18 protein-coding genes and 1 tRNA gene are annotated in these 17,657 nt (G+C 60.8%); 11 read left to right on the top strand and 8 right to left on the bottom strand.

Translation table 11 applies throughout. The annotated features are described in order from the left end of the window. Window positions 1-8 precede the first annotated feature (8 nt). A complete protein-coding gene (gene guaB, locus NGM10_RS00950) occupies window positions 9-1,502 on the bottom strand; it encodes an IMP dehydrogenase (protein WP_253480848.1) in 1,494 nt (497 codons plus the stop codon). 254 nt (window positions 1,503-1,756) lie between these two features. On the opposite strand from guaB, the gene NGM10_RS18395 reads away from it, so the two are divergent. From NGM10_RS18395 to NGM10_RS00930, 5 genes are all read left to right on the top strand, one after another. Further along, window positions 1,757-1,993: a DUF8099 family protein gene (locus tag NGM10_RS18395; protein WP_497007316.1), complete on the top strand. Its 237-nt coding sequence runs from the start codon at window positions 1,757-1,759 to the stop codon at window positions 1,991-1,993. A gap of 6 nt (window positions 1,994-1,999) precedes the next feature. After that, window positions 2,000-2,884, top strand: coding sequence for a DUF5794 domain-containing protein (locus NGM10_RS00945; protein WP_253480845.1), 885 nt, complete (start codon window positions 2,000-2,002; stop codon window positions 2,882-2,884). Between the two features lie 273 nt (window positions 2,885-3,157). Then, window positions 3,158-3,385 (top strand): DUF5795 family protein, encoded by a 228-nt coding sequence (locus tag NGM10_RS00940; protein WP_253480843.1) that lies wholly within the window; start codon window positions 3,158-3,160, stop codon window positions 3,383-3,385. A gap of 45 nt (window positions 3,386-3,430) precedes the next feature. After that, a tRNA-Trp gene (locus NGM10_RS00935) sits at window positions 3,431-3,611 on the top strand. Window positions 3,612-3,894: 283 nt separating this feature from the next. Continuing rightward, on the top strand, window positions 3,895-4,086 hold the full coding sequence (locus NGM10_RS00930; RefSeq protein ID WP_253480840.1) for an AbrB/MazE/SpoVT family DNA-binding domain-containing protein: 192 nt from the start codon (window positions 3,895-3,897) through the stop codon (window positions 4,084-4,086). On the opposite strand, the gene NGM10_RS00925 is transcribed toward NGM10_RS00930, so the two are convergent. The 5 genes from NGM10_RS00925 to NGM10_RS00905 all read right to left on the bottom strand — a co-directional run bounded on the left by NGM10_RS00925 (window position 4,079) and on the right by NGM10_RS00905 (window position 8,863). Then, complete coding sequence (locus tag NGM10_RS00925) at window positions 4,079-4,555, bottom strand: hypothetical protein (protein ID WP_253480837.1); 477 nt, start codon at window positions 4,553-4,555, stop codon at window positions 4,079-4,081. The genes NGM10_RS00930 and NGM10_RS00925 overlap by 8 nt on opposite strands. Then, window positions 4,548-6,275, bottom strand: a complete 1,728-nt coding sequence (locus NGM10_RS00920; RefSeq protein ID WP_253480834.1) for an AAA family ATPase — start codon at window positions 6,273-6,275, stop codon at window positions 4,548-4,550. Before NGM10_RS00920 ends, NGM10_RS00925 begins: the two co-directional genes overlap by 8 nt. A 175-nt stretch (window positions 6,276-6,450) precedes the next feature. Beyond that, window positions 6,451-6,726 carry a hypothetical protein gene (locus NGM10_RS00915; protein WP_253480831.1) on the bottom strand — a complete coding sequence of 92 codons (276 nt, stop codon included), beginning with the start codon at window positions 6,724-6,726 and terminating at the stop codon, window positions 6,451-6,453. Between the two features lie 1,031 nt (window positions 6,727-7,757). Continuing rightward, complete coding sequence (locus tag NGM10_RS00910; RefSeq protein ID WP_253480828.1) at window positions 7,758-8,450, bottom strand: hypothetical protein; 693 nt, start codon at window positions 8,448-8,450, stop codon at window positions 7,758-7,760. A gap of 2 nt (window positions 8,451-8,452) precedes the next feature. Next, on the bottom strand, window positions 8,453-8,863 hold the full coding sequence (locus NGM10_RS00905; protein ID WP_253480825.1) for a hypothetical protein: 411 nt from the start codon (window positions 8,861-8,863) through the stop codon (window positions 8,453-8,455). 231 nt (window positions 8,864-9,094) lie between these two features. On the opposite strand from NGM10_RS00905, the gene NGM10_RS00900 reads away from it, so the two are divergent. Further along, entirely contained in the window at window positions 9,095-9,871 is a 777-nt protein-coding gene (locus tag NGM10_RS00900; RefSeq protein WP_253480822.1) for a DUF7847 domain-containing protein, read from the top strand. Between the two features lie 104 nt (window positions 9,872-9,975). On the opposite strand, the gene NGM10_RS00895 is transcribed toward NGM10_RS00900, so the two are convergent. After that, window positions 9,976-10,767, bottom strand: coding sequence for an SIMPL domain-containing protein (locus tag NGM10_RS00895; RefSeq protein ID WP_253480819.1), 792 nt, complete (start codon window positions 10,765-10,767; stop codon window positions 9,976-9,978). Window positions 10,768-10,918: 151 nt separating this feature from the next. Beyond that, complete coding sequence (locus NGM10_RS00890) at window positions 10,919-11,209, bottom strand: DUF7521 family protein (protein WP_253480816.1); 291 nt, start codon at window positions 11,207-11,209, stop codon at window positions 10,919-10,921. A 364-nt stretch (window positions 11,210-11,573) separates the two neighbouring features. On the opposite strand from NGM10_RS00890, the gene NGM10_RS00885 reads away from it, so the two are divergent. The 5 genes from NGM10_RS00885 to NGM10_RS00865 all read left to right on the top strand — a co-directional run bounded on the left by NGM10_RS00885 (window position 11,574) and on the right by NGM10_RS00865 (window position 17,628). Beyond that, a complete protein-coding gene (locus NGM10_RS00885) occupies window positions 11,574-12,104 on the top strand; it encodes a GrpB family protein (RefSeq protein WP_253480813.1) in 531 nt (176 codons plus the stop codon). Between the two features lie 107 nt (window positions 12,105-12,211). Continuing rightward, on the top strand, window positions 12,212-12,622 hold the full coding sequence (locus NGM10_RS00880; protein ID WP_253480811.1) for a hypothetical protein: 411 nt from the start codon (window positions 12,212-12,214) through the stop codon (window positions 12,620-12,622). Window positions 12,623-12,936: 314 nt separating this feature from the next. Then, window positions 12,937-14,310 carry a hypothetical protein gene (locus tag NGM10_RS00875; protein ID WP_253480809.1) on the top strand — a complete coding sequence of 458 codons (1,374 nt, stop codon included), beginning with the start codon at window positions 12,937-12,939 and terminating at the stop codon, window positions 14,308-14,310. A 423-nt stretch (window positions 14,311-14,733) separates the two neighbouring features. Continuing rightward, entirely contained in the window at window positions 14,734-16,113 is a 1,380-nt protein-coding gene (gene dinB / locus NGM10_RS00870) for a DNA polymerase IV (RefSeq protein WP_253480808.1), read from the top strand. Window positions 16,114-16,338: 225 nt separating this feature from the next. Continuing rightward, window positions 16,339-17,628, top strand: a complete 1,290-nt coding sequence (locus NGM10_RS00865; protein ID WP_253480807.1) for an MFS transporter — start codon at window positions 16,339-16,341, stop codon at window positions 17,626-17,628. Window positions 17,629-17,657: the final 29 nt, after the last annotated feature.

Here is a 17,657-nt window from a genome sequence, read left to right as displayed (position 1 = left end):
GACCGGTCTCACTCGCTGGGCGAGTAGTTGGGCGCTTCGTCGGTGATCATCACGTCGTGGGGGTGGCTCTCCTGCTGGCCCGCCGAGGAGACCCGCACGAACTCGCTTCGCTCCTTGAACTCCGGAATCGTCGAGCCGCCGACGTAGCCCATTCCCGACTGCATCCCGCCGACGAGCTGGTGGAGTTCGCTCTCCAGACTCCCCTTGTAGGGCTTGGCGGCCTCGACGCCCTCGGGGACGTACTCCTCCTCGTCGTCGGGTTCGTCCTTGAGGTAGCGGTCGCCGTCGCCCGACGCCATCGCGCCGACCGACCCCATCCCGCGGTACTGCTTGTACTTCTTGCCGTTGATGGTGATGACGCGACCGGGCGCTTCGTCGGTGCCCGCGAAGTAGGAGCCTAACATTACGGCGTCAGCACCCGCCGCGATGGCCTTGATGGCGTCGCCCGAGTATCGGATGCCGCCGTCTGCGATGACCGGCACGTCGTGGTCGGCCGCCACGTCGGCGACCTGCGCGACCGCCGAAATCTGGGGCATGCCCGCGCCCGAGACCACTCGGGTGGTGCAGATGGAACCGGGGCCGATGCCGACCTTCAGGCCGTCGGCGAAGTCCACGATGTCCTCGGCGGCCTCGCGGGTGCCGACGTTGCCGACCACCACGTCGGCCTCGACCGACTCCTCGATCTCGCGCGCACCGTCGATGACGTTGAGGTTGTGCGCGTGCGCGCAGTCGATGAAGAGCACGTCGGCACCCGCCTCGTCGACCGCGACAGCGCGGTCGGTCTCGAAGGGACCGACCGCGACGCCGCATCGGAGGCGACCCGACTCGTCGCGGGCGGCGTTGCCGTACTCCCTGCGCTGGAGGATGCCCTGCATCGTGACGAGCCCGAGCAGGTGGTCGCCGTCGTCGACGACCGGGACGCGCTCTATCTTGTGCTCGTACATGAGTTCGAGCGCCTCGCGTGCGGTCACGTCCTCGGTCGCGGTGATGACCTCGTCGGTCATCGCCTCCCGGACCTCGTCGGACTCGCCGACTTCGAGGTACGGCCGGATGTCGGTGCCCGAGATGATTCCCAGCACGCGGTCGTCGTCGCCGACGACGGGCGCGCCCGAGACGCCCTCGTCCTCCATCATCTCGTCGACTTCGCGGACGGTCTGGTCGGGGCTGGCGGTCACCACGTCGCGGATGATGAGTTCGTCGGCGCGCTTGACGCGCTCGACCTCGGCCACGACCTCGTCGACCTCCATGTTCCGGTGGAGGACGCCGAGACCGCCGTGGCGCGCCATCTCGATGGCCAGTTCGCTCTGGGTCACGGTGTCCATCGCGGCCGAGAGGACGGGGACTTCGAGTTCGACGTTGGTCGAGACGCGAGTGCTCACGTCGGCCTCGTCGGGTTCGACGCGGCTCTCCTTGGGTCGAAGGAGCACGTCGTCGAACGTCAGGGCCTCGGGTACGCGGAGCTTCTCCGTGTACGTTCCGCCGGGGGTAGAATCTCTCGCCATATAAGCCGAAGGGACCCGGCTCTCAAAAGGGTTGCGAGATGTTGGTGGTTTGGCCCTCGATGGCACTACCGGTATGCACGAACGTGGAATGCTGGCGATCTGGCGAGGAGACCCGGCGGGACGACTCGACAGGAGTGGAATCGAACCGGTGGGGAAACGAGAAAATAAACCGGGTCTAACGAACGATTCTATATTTTCAACCGGGGTAAAACTACGTTCTTCTCTCGATTGGGGTTGTCTCTCACGCAACGTTTATGCTGGAAACGCGACTCGTTAGGAGTATGGACTCTACCAGTCCCATCGCATCGCGCATCGCCGGTCGAACGAGCCTCGACTCCGGCACCCGCTTCAAACCGTTCGCGATGGCGTTTCTTACACTGGTAGAGAATACATTCGTGGGACGACGGTGGGACCTCGGACGCGACTCGGGCCACCGCAGGTACCGCGACTCACATCACCGTTCGGCCGATGGTCACGGCCACGCCAGCTAGTAGGTCATGAGTAGCTCACAGCATCCGATAGCGCTTCGCCTGGAGCGACAGGTAGGCGGCGCGACGAAGCTACTGGCCACCGTGATGGGCCTGCCGCTGGTGGACGGCATCTTCCCGGCGCTGGTCCTCGCGGGCGCGGTCGACTCCGTCACCGGAATCGTCCAGATCGGCTTGCTGGTCTTCGGCGGGAGCGCCACCGTCGCGGTCATCCTCGCGGAGATGGACGGCACGCCCCGCGAGCAGGCTACGTCGGTGCTGACGGTCGGCGTCGGCATCGTCGCCATCGCGGCGGTCGAGGCGGCGTTCGCTCCGACCATCGAGAGCGTGCTCGACACCGTCATCTTCGAGCGGTTCGCCGCGCTGGTCATGCTCGCCATCGCCGCCAAGACCGCGAGCTCGCGCGTCGGCGAGTACCTTCCCCGTCCGGCGGTCATCGTCGGCCTCGGGTTCGTCGCCAGCCTCCAGCCCGGCGGCTTTCAGGTCGCGACGGTCGACTACCTGCTCATCCTGAAGGCCACCGCGGCGGCGGCCACGGGCGTCGCGTTCGCGCTGGCCGTCGCGCTGACCTCGCCGTGGCTGCGCGACGTCGTGGACATCGACCGCTTCCGGTTCGGGAGCGCGGTCGCGCTGGGCGTCCTGCCACTGAGCATCCTCGAACTCGCGCCCGGCAACGCCCCGCTGGCGGTGCTGGCGGTCACCAGCCTGCTCGCGTTCGACCCCGGCGAGGCGACCGCCGGGGACGAGCCCGAGACCGATCCGATAGACGACGACGCGCCCGCGGACGCGGGCGCGTCGTCGGGCGTGCAGGCGCTCGCGACCGACGGCTCGGGCGACCGCGATGGCGACTCGTCGTACGGCTACCCCGACGACGAGCGTGAACCCTGGCTGTGACGGCGGGGACGATTTTCGGACTGCGATAGCTATTCGAAGAAACCATCGTAGAGCCAACCGACTGAACCACCGCGGGTGGGACTGAAAGGGGCCGCCCGCTCGCGGGCCTACGGTCCGCGAGCGGGCGGGGGCTTTCCGGCTGTTCTCCGTATTCGCAACCTGATTCGCGGGAAGTCGTCAAAACCTCCTTCGCCTCACGACTTCCTCGCCAGAGAGAACTAACACTCCACGCAGACGAGAAGGCTTACACGGACGGGACGAGTCCATCCAATTATGAGCGACAACCGCGTCGTCCAGGGCCGGATGGTGACCCCCGAGTCACTCGCCGAGCTGATCGAGGACGGAGACGTGATGGACGCCGAGGCCATCGAGGAGGCCGACCGCGAGTGCCCCGACTGCGGCGGGGACGTGCTTTCGGTCGGCTACATGCCCAGCGTGACCGAGTTCGTCACCGGGTGGAAGTGCCAGGACTGCGAGTGGGCCGAGACCGACCGGGAGTGAGAAAATCGAAACCCCTTTAGGGCGCTTGGACCAACGGTCTCCTGCGGGGTCGTGGCCAAGCCAGGGATGGCGACTGACTCCAGAGGCCACGCGCCCGGGACGAGACTCCAGCTGATATACCGAGCGGCCGACTGATCATCGGTTCGCGTTGACGACCCTCTGGAGTTCCGAGGCGCACGAGACCGGAGATATCAGTCGATCGGGGGTTCAAATCCCTCCGACCCCACTCTTTCGCGGCGTAACGAGGACGAGTGATGCGTCTTCGTTGCTCGCTGTAGTTCTTCACCGTCGTTCCGTGTCCTTCAAAAAGGAGGTGTTTGGGCGTTCGTGCCCTGTTTACCGAGTCATGGAAGTATCACGACCGGAGCGACCGGTCGGTACTCCGTGGTCTAACTTCCCCACCGATAAATTGACAAATTATGTATGGTTGCCGGGGTGTCGCTACATAGCCGCTCAGGGGACCCTGCACATTTATTACACAGACGGTTCGCAGGAAGTGCAGAGTAATCATGGGAATCAGACAGAAATTCGCGGATACACGGACGGCACAGGAAGGCAACGGCGTGATTCAGGTCACGATTCCGAAGGATGTCGTCGAGGAACTCGGTATCGAAGGTGGCGATGAAATTCTTTGGACGGGTAAAGAGAATAGTGAAACCGCAACAATCCATTCACCGAGGAAAGATAAATCTATCAATTAGAACTTGGATTAAATTCTTCTGGAGGAAAAACTGAGACCCCCAATTCTGATTCAATCCAGTCCTTGTATTCATCATCTAAGAAGGAATTACTATCACAACTTGTAATTGTTTGAGAACTGGTCTTAGGAGCGACCCGAACAAATATTAGATCATCATCGTGGAAGCCTTTGGCTTTTAATTCCTCCACTTCCGACTCATGTTCTGGAATATGAAATGTTATTCCATCTTTCTGTTTCAATTGCTTCTCAATATATTCCTGTATCAACTTTGTGTGAGGGTTCTTATAGTTGCTTAAATTGCTCTTATATTCTCCAAGAATCTTACCCTCTGTATCTAAAGCAAAACAGAGGTCTTCTTCTAACATTATCTTGGAGACAATATTTAGACATGCAGCATTTTGTTCGTCTTCACCATGAGCGCCAGCTGCAAAGGCTATGACATTGGCATCTATGACGAATGATTCACTCATCCTTCATCGACTCCTTGAGGATTTCCACTGCATCTTCGAAATCATCTTGGAAGAATCCTTCAGGCCAATCACTAAGGCTTCCTGAAGAAGAAACCTTTATTTCTTTAACTTTGCTCTCGATACCTTCTTTAGATATGAAGTATATCACTAATTGGTCTTTATTCTCAATTTTCCCATCAACGACTCTTCTCTGTAATCTATTGAGAAGGTATTCTGAATGGGTCTCTATAATGAGATTCGTCCCCGACTCCATCACATCTATGAAGAAGTCTGCTAATGAGGCTTCAATACGCGGATTAAGATGGATTTCTGGTTGCTCAATCAGAGCTAATGGTTTTTGGTTGTTGGATGAACGGAATGGAGCAAACCGATATGGGCCTCTTTGCGGGGAATCGTCCTCCATTTGCATAGTTATACATTCAATTATTATAGGTAGAGTTTGTGAGAGTCCAAAGCCAGTATCAGCTAAGTTCACCGATAATCCAGATTGTTTTACCTCGAGCTGATAGAGATCGCCGACACCAACTTTGGAGACATCTAGTTGGCAATCAAATCCCGTCTCAGATAGCCACTGGTTCGTTTTCTCGATCAATCCTCTATTTCCGGAACGTTCAGCCGAGAAAATCTTATCTTCTACTTGATTGTGTCCCTCCGCTTGAAGACCAGGGCTACCGCCTGCCCCGAAATAAATTCGACGTGGTGAATTACGAAGTGGGCCAACATGTTTTATATTATCTAAGAAATTCTGTATATCATTTATCCTTGGTGCTGATTTTTGTATTGTGCCTGCTAATCGCGCTAACAACCCTGTTGAAATCTCTTTTACTTCTATACTGTCCTCTAATCCCTCTGTTTCGTCAGCATGATTCATGAAATCTTGCACTTTATTCTTGTGTTTGTGTATATTAAGGAACTGTTCGTTCTGTCCTACTTTTTCAGGACTTCTGAACCAAGGTGGTCTATCGTCTACCTGTGGGATAAGTGAGTAAATAATAGCATGCATCTGTCGAGGGAGAAAGTTAGGGTTTGAATCAAACAATGTGTTACGACTGCTGTCTTCTTCAGAATCACCCGCTCTTGTTGGCAATTCTAGAGAAACGGATATATCTATAATAAGTTCTCCATTCGTGTCTTTAACCTTCATTCCGACTTTCTTTCCTTTATCAATAAATTCGATAGAAGAGATATAAAGTCCGTCTTCTGGCGTTGGATTGCCAAACTTGATAGAATAAAATCTACTTCGCTTCTCCTCCTTATCGAACCGATATTTGAATTCAACAAATTTATCGCGACTAAAGAAGTTGCTGTATTTTGCAATATCTCCCTGATTTTCTTCCCAAAAATCACCATGCACATCTTCCATATGGTTGGTAAAGTACCCCTCATAGGTGTATTCCTTGTGACATACTGGGCAGATTAGTGCAGGGTCTTGATCTTCTAATCCTCTATCGAAGAAGAACCGATAAACGAGACTCCGGTTAACATCCTTCTCAAAAACTATATTTTTAAATTCCCCCGTTTTGATATTATTCCCATTGAGGACTAAGTCTAGTTCGTTATTTTCAAAGGTTTGCTTTAACAGCAGAAGTGATTCAATTATATTTGTCTTGCCTGAGCTATTAGGTCCGAGAACTAAAGTTATCCCGGGTAGTTTGACCTTCCCAGAGGTTTTTATGGACTTATAATTTTCAATCTCAAATGATTGGAGACTTGACTCCATATTAATCGATTACACTAGGTGGTATATTACTCTTTAGATATGGATTTTATCTCGAACAAAACCCAGAATATTATTGTGCTTGTTAATTGTTATTTATAGTCGTGGATTGAGGACTCTGGCACACAAGATAACGCCTTAAATACCATCACAATTTTGTTATGTGGATGAAAATATTTTATTTGTTACCGACGGACCAACTAGTCCTTGCCTGAACATGTAGTTGCTCGGTGTCTAAGACATCTGCAATCTCTTCAGGCGTAACCGAGCCCTCCTCAACTGCGAGTTCCATCAGTTCCTCTATCGCACCGACAGGCACGGCCGTGGTATCCCCAGCCATCTTCAAGTAGTATTCGGCCGCGGTGTCGAGAGCAGTCGACTTGTGGCCTTTTCCGGTGGCTTCCTTTAGGTTCTCCCACTTCCGTTTCCGCGTTGCGGTGGCTTCGATTCGCATACTCGTTGCACAACCTCCCCATGAACCTAGTATTCTGCGGTCACTCAAACGTGGATAGTATATAAATAGGGTTCGAGAGCGACACAATCATGCCAGAGGTTGGGGGGAATGGTAGCGCGGAGAGGCGCTCATTGCACAACCAATCTCGCTCGACTTGTGCAACGAGCAGGATTTGTTTCTGTTCGCGTGCAACCCCGTATAGTCGCGTGAGAGATGGAGTTGAGTAAAATAGCACTTAACAATTGGTCAGAACAGGAGGGGGATTATATACCATCCAAATATATGAAACAGGTATGTTAAATCCAATTCAGGGATTAGGAGAGCGGAGTTATGGCTTAATGTATATAATTCCTGGAACGTATCTCTATATTCTCGCTTCAGAGACCTTTCTGGAATTGCCGTTCTTGGGGTCCATTGACTCTATTGTAGCCTGTTCGCTTTTGATTCTCTCACTCTATGCCACATTATGGTTACATCATACCTCTTTGCTTATCTTCGGAAATGAGGCAGGTATGGAATCTTCTCGAAGAACATCAATTATCCGAAAGCATTTGACATTCTTCGCAACCGGTGTTAAGCCAAATAAATTACCAGATACGACATCTGTAGTAGAGTTAATTTCGAGCGCGATATACTCTGACGATATGCGATGGGGTGTATTCCTAAGATTCATCCCAGCAGGTCTATTCAAAGTCTATGTAATAGTTGCATGGATCTGGTTGACTCTCCTTTTCATGAAAGGTGATGGAACAATTATATCCGGCGGATTCTGGCTTATTCTCTCAGTCATTATCTTTCGAGATAGAGTTATTGGCTATCTCCCAAACTACATTCCGCCGGAATCTGCCAAAAGAGTTCACGAAGCAGAATATGTGAGAACGTATCGGAGCGTATCTGAGAGAGATGGTGAGAGACAGAATCGCCCCCGTATCAAGAAGCAAAAGACAATGAATTCACCTCGACGGTTTCGATAGCCTTCATTAGGCCTGTATAGAGCCTATTTCGACTTTTTGAAAGATTATCCACGGAAACTAGTGATATCGCCCGTATGGTACAGACGCGAGTGACCGGAGAAATATTCGCAACCGAGAGTCGTCACGTCGCTCAGTATGAACTTCGAAACCTCGGTTCTTGGCTAATTTCTCTATCCACCGAACATGTGCACTTCCAGTAACCAAGGCGACCTTGCTAGTCTTATTTTCTATTATTTCTTCTGTGATGTCATCAACCATCTTCCGTTCACGGACCGGATCAATGAATGCTGAGAAATACAGACGATGTGTAAGACTACCTATGACAAGAAGGAATAATGCACCAGATATGGTCTCGTTCAGAGCAATTAATACCGAAAAGAGGAGCAGGGACCAAATTGAAATGAATGATATGGGGCCTTGTTTTAGGATTTTATCCCGGTGATGGAGATCGGTAGCTCGAACAGGCGTATCAAAAATAGATGCAACGTTGTTAGCTCCAACAACTCCTGCCGCCTCACCTGTCGATCCGCGTCGCCATTGCTGCAGAAGCATCATTGGAACGATTAAGAACTTTAGCAGAACGTACATCGGATTGAGTAAATGAACCCACCTACCCACGGAGGGTTCCGTTTTCAAACCTCCTTCGTAGAATATGATCTCTACATCTTCGGGCAGATAATTTTTGATTTCCTCTGTAACTACGTCGTGATTTCTGGTATGCTTGTCTCCGTATATCCATAACTCAGGCATTGTTATCGTTCGTTTTTACTGGATCCGGCCAGTCCACCGAGAATCCGGAACGGGAGTTCCAGAAGCCAAATCGAGAGTGCCAACGTTTTCTCCAGCAACCACACAGACAGCCTCAGACTGTTTTCCAATGCCCATACCGTGAATGCAAGACTCAACTCCAGCGGCATGATGATGAAAAAGCCGAGAAGGCCGCCACCGCCAGAACTGCTTTTTACGGTCTGTGCGTTCCCCCGAACGGTATTCAGCGAATCGTCGACTTGGCTTTCATCAACGGCGTGTTCGTACTTCCGTCGGACTTCACCCACCCAGTTCGGCGAACAGTCGAGCACGTCGGCGATCTCCTCGTTGGTCATTTCGGGATTCTTGACCGCGAGCGTCAGGATGTCCTCCTGGAGGTCGGTGAGGTCTATCATCGTCCTCCTCCAATAGCACAAGATTCACGGTTATACCCGTCAGTACGTCCGAAACGGGTGGCTCTAACACCCGCGCATACGCCCTTTCGCATACGCGAGTCCTAGCAACGCCCTGACTTGAAATTTTCCTTAGGAGTGTTAGATTATTCTGTGCCGTGACGAACACTGACTCTCTCAGCCCGGAGACACTACCACCTTTTTCGTAGTTGCAGTGGTTCAACGAAGATACGCATGCCAATCGACATCGAAGCTGTCGTGAGCGAGGGGTACGAACGGACCGTGGCACGAAACGGACTGGTGTTCGTCGGTCTCTTCTACGTGCTCTCTCTCCTCGACGGACTGCTCTCGCCCGTCCCCGCTGGACAGTCCGCGCTTCCCGACCCGATGGGCGGGCCGGGGACGGGTCCCGTTCCTGCCGAAGGGATGCAACCGTACGCGCCATCGTTGGGTCTCTCGCCGGTGGTCGCGTCTCTCCTCTCGTTGCTCCTCGCCGTCGTCTCCATCGCCGTGGTGCTCGCGGCGATACGGACGTTCGTGAGCGACGAGACGGACGAGATACCCCGAGAAAACTTCAGACACAACCTCCTGTGGGCGGGGCTGAACCTCCTCGTCGGTGGCATCGTCTTCGGCATCCTCGTCACCATCGGATTCGTCTTCCTCGTCGTTCCGGGGCTGTTCCTCCTCGTGAGCCTCTTCTTCTGGCAGATTTACGTCGCGGTCGAGGACCAGAACTTCGTCGAGGGGTTCCAGAGCAGTTGGGGGTTGACCGACGGCAATCGGCTGCGATTGTTCGGACTCGGAATCCTCGTCGTGGCCATCGCGATAGTGGTCAGCATCGGCTTCGGACTTCCGGGAATCGTTCTCCCCGACATCCCGAGCTATCTGATCGCAGAGCTCGGTTCGGCGTTTATCACCGTCTTCTTCGTCGCCACGGCCGCACGGACGTACGAACAGCTCGTCGCGATGGAGGCCGAACCCCGGGCTGAAACGTACGAAGAGGGCGTGTAATCCGGAGAGGGTCGTTCGACGGTCTGGTCTCGGTCGACGCTCGCGTCGAAATCCGTCGGCCCGCGGGAAGCGCGACCTGATACGACTGCGCTCGTGGGGCCCCGTCAGGCCTCCTCGTCGGCCTCGTAGGTCACCCGGACCTGCGCGGTCACCGACACGGGACCGGACTCGATCTCCGTGTCGGCGTTCGTCGCGGCCATGTCGGCCTCGGCGCGGTAGGGTCGCACGTCCACCGCGTCGGTCGAGACGCTATCGACGCCCGCGAGGGTGAGGTTCGCGTTCGTGGCGAGCACTTCGGCGTCGGCCCGCGCGTTGTCCATCGCGTCGGCGAGCGCCTCCTCGCGGAGGTCGGCCCGCGCCTCTTCGGAGAGGGTGAACTCCACGCGTCCGACGTCGGTCGCGCCGTTCGCGACCGCGGTCTGGATGACGGTCCCGACCTCGTCTACGTCCTCGACGCTGAGTTCGAACGAGTGGGTCGCGCGGTAGGCGGTGGCGTCGCCGCCCTCGCGTCGGGATTCGCGGTCCTCGCGAATCGCGTACCGCTCGGTCGTCACCTGGTCGTCGTCGAGGCCGATGTCGGCGAGCGCGTCCCGGAGGTCCGAGACGTTCTCGGCGACGCGCTGGCGGGCGGTCTCGGGGTCGTCGGCCGTCGCCTCGACGCCGACGCCGACGAGCGCGCGGTCGGGTTCGGCGGTCACCTCGCCCGTCGCGCCGACGCCGACGGTCGAGGCGTCGGCGGCGTTCGTCCCGTTCTGCGCGCCGACGTCGTTCGTTCCGTCCTGAACTCCCGCTTCGTTCGAACCGGTTTCGCCGAGGTCGCTCACGCCGCCCGCACAGCCCGCGGTCACGAGCAGGAGGGCGACCGCGAGCGGGGCGACGAGTCGTCTGGGTGTCATGCGGCCGGAGGTACGATTCTCCGCGAGAAATACGTCACGTAGAGTGAAAGAGCGGTTTGAGTCACTCCGAGGTTGGGGTGGCGTGCGTCCGCCCGCGATTCGGGAAGTAGGAATCCTCCCGCGGTCCGGGACCGGGTTCGAGGCTGCCGATTCACTCGGTGTACAGCGAGTACGTCAGCACGCCGAATCCCAGCGCCGAGAAGGCGGTCTCGACGACGACGCCGAGTTCGAGGCTGAAGGCCGTGAACTGGTGGACGCTCCCGCCGAGGACGCTCCCCATCACGACGAGGCCGAACCCGACCGCCAGCGCCCGGAGCGCGGGCGACCCCGTCTGCCGATACGCCTTCGAGGCGACGTAGGTCACGGTGCCGCCCAGAGCCAGGACGACGGTCTTGAGCGCGACCACCGCTACCGGGGCCGCGACCGACTCGACCACTGACATGGTCGAGGATACGCCGCGCCGAGCGTAAGGGTGGGTCGTCGTTCTCAGATACTGAGAATCGGCCGAACTGATTCAGCCGGGTTCTCACCCGTCGAGAACCGGATACGGGTGGTGTAACCCCGCTACTCCGAGGTTCAGCCATAGCGGAGTCGGTTCCGCACTCGAACCATGACCGAACACACGACCCACGAGCCCTCCGAGGAGGGGGATTCGAACGCGGAGGAGCGGGAGCTGTTACTTCCACAGTTGGACCTCTATCGGTGGGATTTCGTGAAGGCGGGTGCCGCCGCGGGCGTGATGGGGTCGGTCGCGTCGGGACGCGACCGACCCCAACGGCTATTTCGGTCGACTTCGAATCGCCGACATGGTCGGACTGGAACGGGGGACGGTCGAACTCCGCGAGCACGACCCCGCGTGGACGCGCCGCTACGAGGCGGAGGTCGAGCGCCTGCAGTCGGTCGCTGGCGACCGACTGCGGGCGTTCGAACACGTCGGAAGCACCGCCGTCGAGGGACTCGCCGCCAAACCGGTCATCGACCTCGTGGGCACCGTGGACTCGCTCGACGACGCGACCGACCTCGTCGGGGTCCTCGAATCCCACGGCTACGAGTACCGACCGAACGACGAGGTTCCCGACCGACTGTTCTTCGCCAGGGGACCGCGGTCGAACCGGACCCACTACCTCTCGATCTGCGAGCGCGAGAGCGACACCTACCGCGAACAGGTCGCGTTCCGGGACTACCTCCGGGAGAACCCCGAGGCCGCCGCCGAGTACGAGGCGCTGAAGCGGGACCTCGCCGACGCCCATCCCGACGACCGGGCGGCCTACACCGCGGGGAAGTCGGCGTTCGTCGAGCGCGCGCTCCAGCGCGCGCTCGACGACTTCGAGGGGTGACTATCGAGGGGTGACTATCGAGGGGGTGACGCGGGAGAGGCGCGACGACCGCCCGGTCCGCTGGCCGACCCCCCGAATTAACTGGGCCGGGTTCGAACCCGAATCCAATGAAGTCGCCCGAACACGCCGTCCTCGGGGCCGCCGCCTCCGGCCTCCTCGTTCTCGCGCTCCCGGTGAGCTTCCCGGTCGAGGCCGCCGCGCTGCTCGCCTACGGCGTCGCCCTCTCGGTGTTCGTCGACCTCGACCACTTCCTCATCGCGCGCTACCACGCCGGGGACTGGTCGCACTTCCGGCGGTGTGCGACCGACCCGGTGTTCGCGTTCACCCGACAGGAGGAGGTGTTCGACGGCGTGGACACCCGGACGCTGGAGACCCACCGACTCCTGAGTCACGCGCTGGTCGGCGGGGCGTTGGTCGGCGCGCTCGCTCTCGTTTCCCCGACGTATGCCCGCTTTACCGCGGCGGTGCTGTACGTTCACGTCGTCGCAGACCTGCTTCGAGACGGCGAGGTCGCCTGAGTCGGCCGTCTGGTCCGCCGAGGGGTTCGCGACCGTTTCACGCCGACCGACGGCGTTCAACGACCGATTGCCGGACGGAATCGTCCCTTTTCCGGTCTAGTCAGCCACACTACAACTTCTCGTTACCGGATTCCACGGGGGCGGGAGTCGGTGAACGGTCGGAACCACTCTTTGTCTCGCTCGCCGAGGCCGTCCCATGGAATTCTCCGAGTACGAAATCGACCTCCGCGTCCGGAATCGAACCCGCTCGACCCGTCGCGCGCAGACGAGCGAGGAGTCCTCCGAACGCGACGCCGACCACCGCCATCCCTGACATGTCGTCGGTTCGCATCCGCGACGTGTCGGTCCGTGACGGCCGAATCGCGTACGAGTACGACGCCACGCCGGACGTGGGCCGGTTCCTCGCTGACGACTTCGTCGTGGAGTACGACGTGGACGTGAGCGAGGTGCCAGCGGAGATTCTGGTCGTCCCACTCGTGGCGAACCTCTGTCCGGTCGCGTGGGCGGTCGGTGCCGACGTGTACGTCCCCCGCGCCGACGAGGCGTTCCTCCGCGCGCTCGCAGACGTTCGAGAGGGGTTCGAGACCCTTCATCCGGGGTTCGCGCGGGGCGGAACGGTGTACGCGAGGGAGATAGTGGACGCGGGCGTCGGTGAGACGACCGCGGACGTGACCGACGCGGGCGAAGGCGGGAACGCCACCGACTCCGCGAGCGCCATGCTGTTCAGCGGCGGGGTGGACTCGCTGACGACCTACCTGCGCCACCGCGACGAGGAGCCGACGCTCATCAGCGTCCACGGGTTCGACATCCCGCTCGACCGCGACGACCGGTGGGACGAGCGCGAGGCCGAACTCCGGGCGTTCGGCGACTCGGCGGGCGTCGACAATCGGTTCGTCCGACTCAACATGCAGTCGTTTCTGGACCTGGTGCAGTTGAACGCTCACTTCGGGCGTTACTACGACGACAACTGGATCACCTCGGTCCACCACGGACTCGGCCTGCTCGGGGCGTGCGCGCCCCTCTCGGTCACGGAGGGCTTCGGGACGCTCTACATCGCCGCGACCCACTCGGCGGGGTTCTCCCACCCGTGGGGCTCGCACCCAGAAATCGACGACCGAGTCGCGTGGGGCGACACCGCGGTCGAACACGACGGGTACGAACTCACCCGCCAGCAGAAGCTCTACCGCATCGCCGACCACGTTCGCGAGGAGGACCCGGACCTCCGAATCCGGACCTGCTCGGACGCGAGCGGCAACTGCGGCCGTTGCGAGAAGTGCGCCCGGACTGAGGTGGGCCTCCTGCTGGCCGGACTGGACCCCGCCGACCACGGCTACGAGTTCGATTCGGCGTCGTTCGACTACATCCGGGGACGGTTCGAGGCGGGCGACTGGCACCTCGGTGCCGACGAGCGGTTCATGTGGCGGGACATCCAGAGCCACGTCGAGGTGGACGGCGAGCGCGTCGGGGTTGACGGCGAGCGCGAGTACTCCTACGAGGGCGCGCGGGAGTTCTTCGCGTGGCTCCGGGACGCCGATGTGGACGCACTCGCCGCGCGCTCGACTGACGCCGACTCGACCGATTCGGTGCGCAATCGGGCGGTGTACGCGGTCGCGAGGCACGCGCCGTACCCGGTGTACTCGCGGCTGTACTCGGCGGTCTCGTCGATAGGGGAGCGGTTATCCGGGTGAGCGAGACGTTCTCGAATCAGGCGTGGTTCTGCCATGAATCGGTCCTCGAAAGCCCCCGCGCGCTCGCGGTCGCTGTGCGGGATATCCGCGGGCGCAGTTCTGCGCCCGCGGATAGGGCCACGCACAGACGACCAAGCAAGCGCGAGCGCGCGGCCCCTTTCAGTCCACCCGATACCGCCACCGCGTCAGCACCGCAGACCACGACCCTCCCCAACCGACTGCGGTCCTCGACTGCTCGTTTCCACTCGCAGTCTGCGGTCCTCATCCCTCGCACGCCTTGGCGCGACCTCAAACAGCGAGGTCGCGCCAGCGCGCGCCGGGTGATGGATGCCCGTCGATTCGTCGGCAGTGGTCGAACCGAACGAAACCTCCACCCGAGTCGGTCCCGACCTTTTATCGTCTCGCGGCCGCCTACCACCGCCCATGACCCGCGGCGGCGCGCGCCTGCCGGGAACGCCCGACGAGGAGCGCGCCGACCCCATCGTCCTCCACGTCGACATGGACTGCTTCTACGCCGCGTGCGAGCGCCGCCGGGAACCGAAGTTGCGGGGCGAACCGGTCGTCGTCGGGATGGGCTACGAGGACGGCGAGACCCACGGCGCGGTCGCGACCGCGAGCTACGAGGCCCGCGAGTTCGGCGTCGAAAGTGCGCAAGCCATCTCGACCGCGCTGGAGCGCCTGCCCCGGAAGGTCGAGTCCGACGACCCCGACTCGGACCTCGATCCCGACGAGGCGGGCCACTACCGGCCGGTGGACATGGACTACTACCAGTCGGTCAGCGCCGAGGTCAAGGAGATACTCCACGACTCGGCCGACGTGGTCCGGGAGGTCAGCGTCGACGAGGCGTACCTCGACGTGACCGACCGGACCGCGTGGGAGGTCGCCGAGGGGTTCGCGCGCCACGTCAAGAACCGCATCGACCGCGAGGTCGGCGTGACCGCGAGCGTCGGGGTCGCGCCCAACATGTCGGCGGCGAAGATAGCCAGCGACCACGACAAGCCCGACGGGCTCGTCGTCGTGGAACCCGGCGAGGTCCGGGAGTTCCTCGCGCCGCTCGACGTGGCCGAGTTGCACGGCGTCGGCCCGGTCACGGCCCGCGAACTCCGGGAGTCGGGCATCGAGACCGCGGCCGACCTCGCGGCGGCCGACCGCGCCGACCTCGAAGCCCGGTTCGGCGAGCGCGGCGCGGAGATGCACCGCCGAGCGCGCGGCGAGGACGACCGCGAGGTCACGCCCCGGGGCCGCCCCAAGAGCCTCTCGCGCGAGTCGGCGTTCACCGAACCGACCGACGACGCCGAGGAGACCCGCGAGCGCATCCGCACCCTCGCGGCGGCGGTCGCCGACCGCGCGAGGGGCAAGGACGCGATGTACCGGACCATCGGCATCAAGGCCGTCACCCCGCCCTACGACGTGAACACCCGCGCGAAGTCGCTGCCCGGGCCGGTCGACGACCCCGGACTGGTCGAGGAGGTCGCGCTCGACCTGTTCGCGGAGTTCGACGACGCCAGAGTCCGGAAGGTCGGGGTGCGGGTCTCGAACCTCTCGTTTGCCGACGCCGAGCAGGCGAGTCTGGGAGACGGGTGGGGCGGTGCCGACCTCCCCGACTCTGGTGATAGGGGCGAGTCCGGCGAGACGCCGGACTCGCCCGCGAGCCTCTCGGACTTCGGAGACGACGGTTCGGACGGTCCCGGCGATTCCGCCGATTCTCCCGAGTCCTCCGACCCTACCGACACCGCAGACCCCTCCGACGCCAGCGGTTCCGAGTCGGACCCCGAGGGCCAGTCGTCGCTCGCCGACTTCTGAGGGACGCGGGCCTGCCGATACAATCAGACTCAAGGGCGGCGGCGATAAGTTCCGGGTGTGACCAAGAGTGACCCGCACGAATCGTGACGCGAACGCCGCGGGAGCGACTGCGCGCCGCGCCAGCGCGCCGTGCGCGCTGGCGCGGCAGGACGGAGGGCTGTCGAGGCAGGACGGAGGGCTGGCGTGGCGGGAAGGACGGGAACGTCGAGCGCGTGAGGTGACCCGATGAACCGCAACGACCGCTCCATCGTGGGGCTGGTGATGGTCGCCCACGCGATGGTTCACACCTACGAGCTCTCGATTCCCATCCTCGTGACCATCTGGCTCGACCGGTTCGGCGTGGGTGCCGGGACGATGGGCATCGTCGTCTCCGCGGGGTACGCGCTGTTCGGCCTCGGCGCGCTCCCCGGCGGCCTGCTGGCCGACGCCTACGGGTCGCGTCGGCTCATCATCGCCTGCCTCGCCGGGATGGGCGGGTCGTTCGTCCTGCTCAGTCTCGCGCCGACCGTCCCGGTCATCGCGCTGGCGCTCGTCCTCTGGGGCGTCGCGGCGAGCGTCTACCACCCCTCCGGACTCTCGCTCATCAGCAAGGGCGTCTCCCGGCAGGGGACCGCGTTCGCGTACCACGGGATGGCGGGCAACCTCGGCATCGCGCTCGGGCCGCTGGCGACCGCCGTCCTCCTGCTGTTCTTCGACTGGCGCGTCGTGGTGGTCCTGCTCGCGGCCCCCGCCGCGCTCGCCATCCTGTTCGCGCTCACCGTGGAGTTCGACGAGACCGCGGCCGTCGAGGAGTCGGTGGCCGACGGCGGTGAGCGAACCGACGGTTCGCGAACGTCGTCGGACCAAGGGTCCGACGGAAGCGACTCCCGCGCCGACGGCGGCGTCTCGTCGCTCTCGGAGTTCGTCGCCGACTCGAAGACCCTGTTCACGGGCGCGTTCGCCCTCGTGTTCGGCGTCGTGATGTTCTCGGGGCTCTACTACCGCGGGGCGCTCACCTTCCTGCCCGAGATGCTGGCGAACCAGCCGCTGTTCGACCCCGTCGCGGTCGGGTCCCGGGAGATCGAGCCCTCCCAGTACGTCTACGCAGGACTGCTGATGATCGGCATCGGCGGCCAGTACGTCGGCGGGAAGCTCACCGACCGCATCCGGGTCGAGCGCGGCATCACCGGCGCGTTCGCGGCGCTGGCGGTCATCGCACTCCTCTACGTGCCCGCGCTGAACGGCGGGCTCGCGACCCTGCTGGCCGCGAGCGCGGTGCTGGGCTTCGCGCTGTTCGTGGTCCAGCCTCTCTATCAGGCCGCGGTCGCCCAGTACACGCCCGCCGGGACGCGGGGCCTCTCGTACGGCTTCACCTACCTCGGCGTGTTCGGAATCGGCGCGCTCGGCGCGGGCATCGCGGGCTACGTCCTCGAACTGTTCTCTCCGACCGCACTGTTCGTGGTGCTCGCCGGGTTCGCGCTCGCCGCGGCCGGGTTCGGGGCCGTGCTGTCGGTGCGGTCGAAGTCGAGCGCGTAGGGCTCCGGATTTCGGCTTCGTTCCGCGGG

It is taken from the genome of Halorussus salilacus, from assembly GCF_024138125.1.
In the GTDB taxonomy this organism is placed as follows: Archaea; Halobacteriota; Halobacteria; order Halobacteriales; family Haladaptataceae; genus Halorussus; species Halorussus salilacus.
The sequence above is the reverse complement of the archived record's forward strand: the minus strand, read 5'-3'. Positions and strand labels throughout refer to the sequence as shown.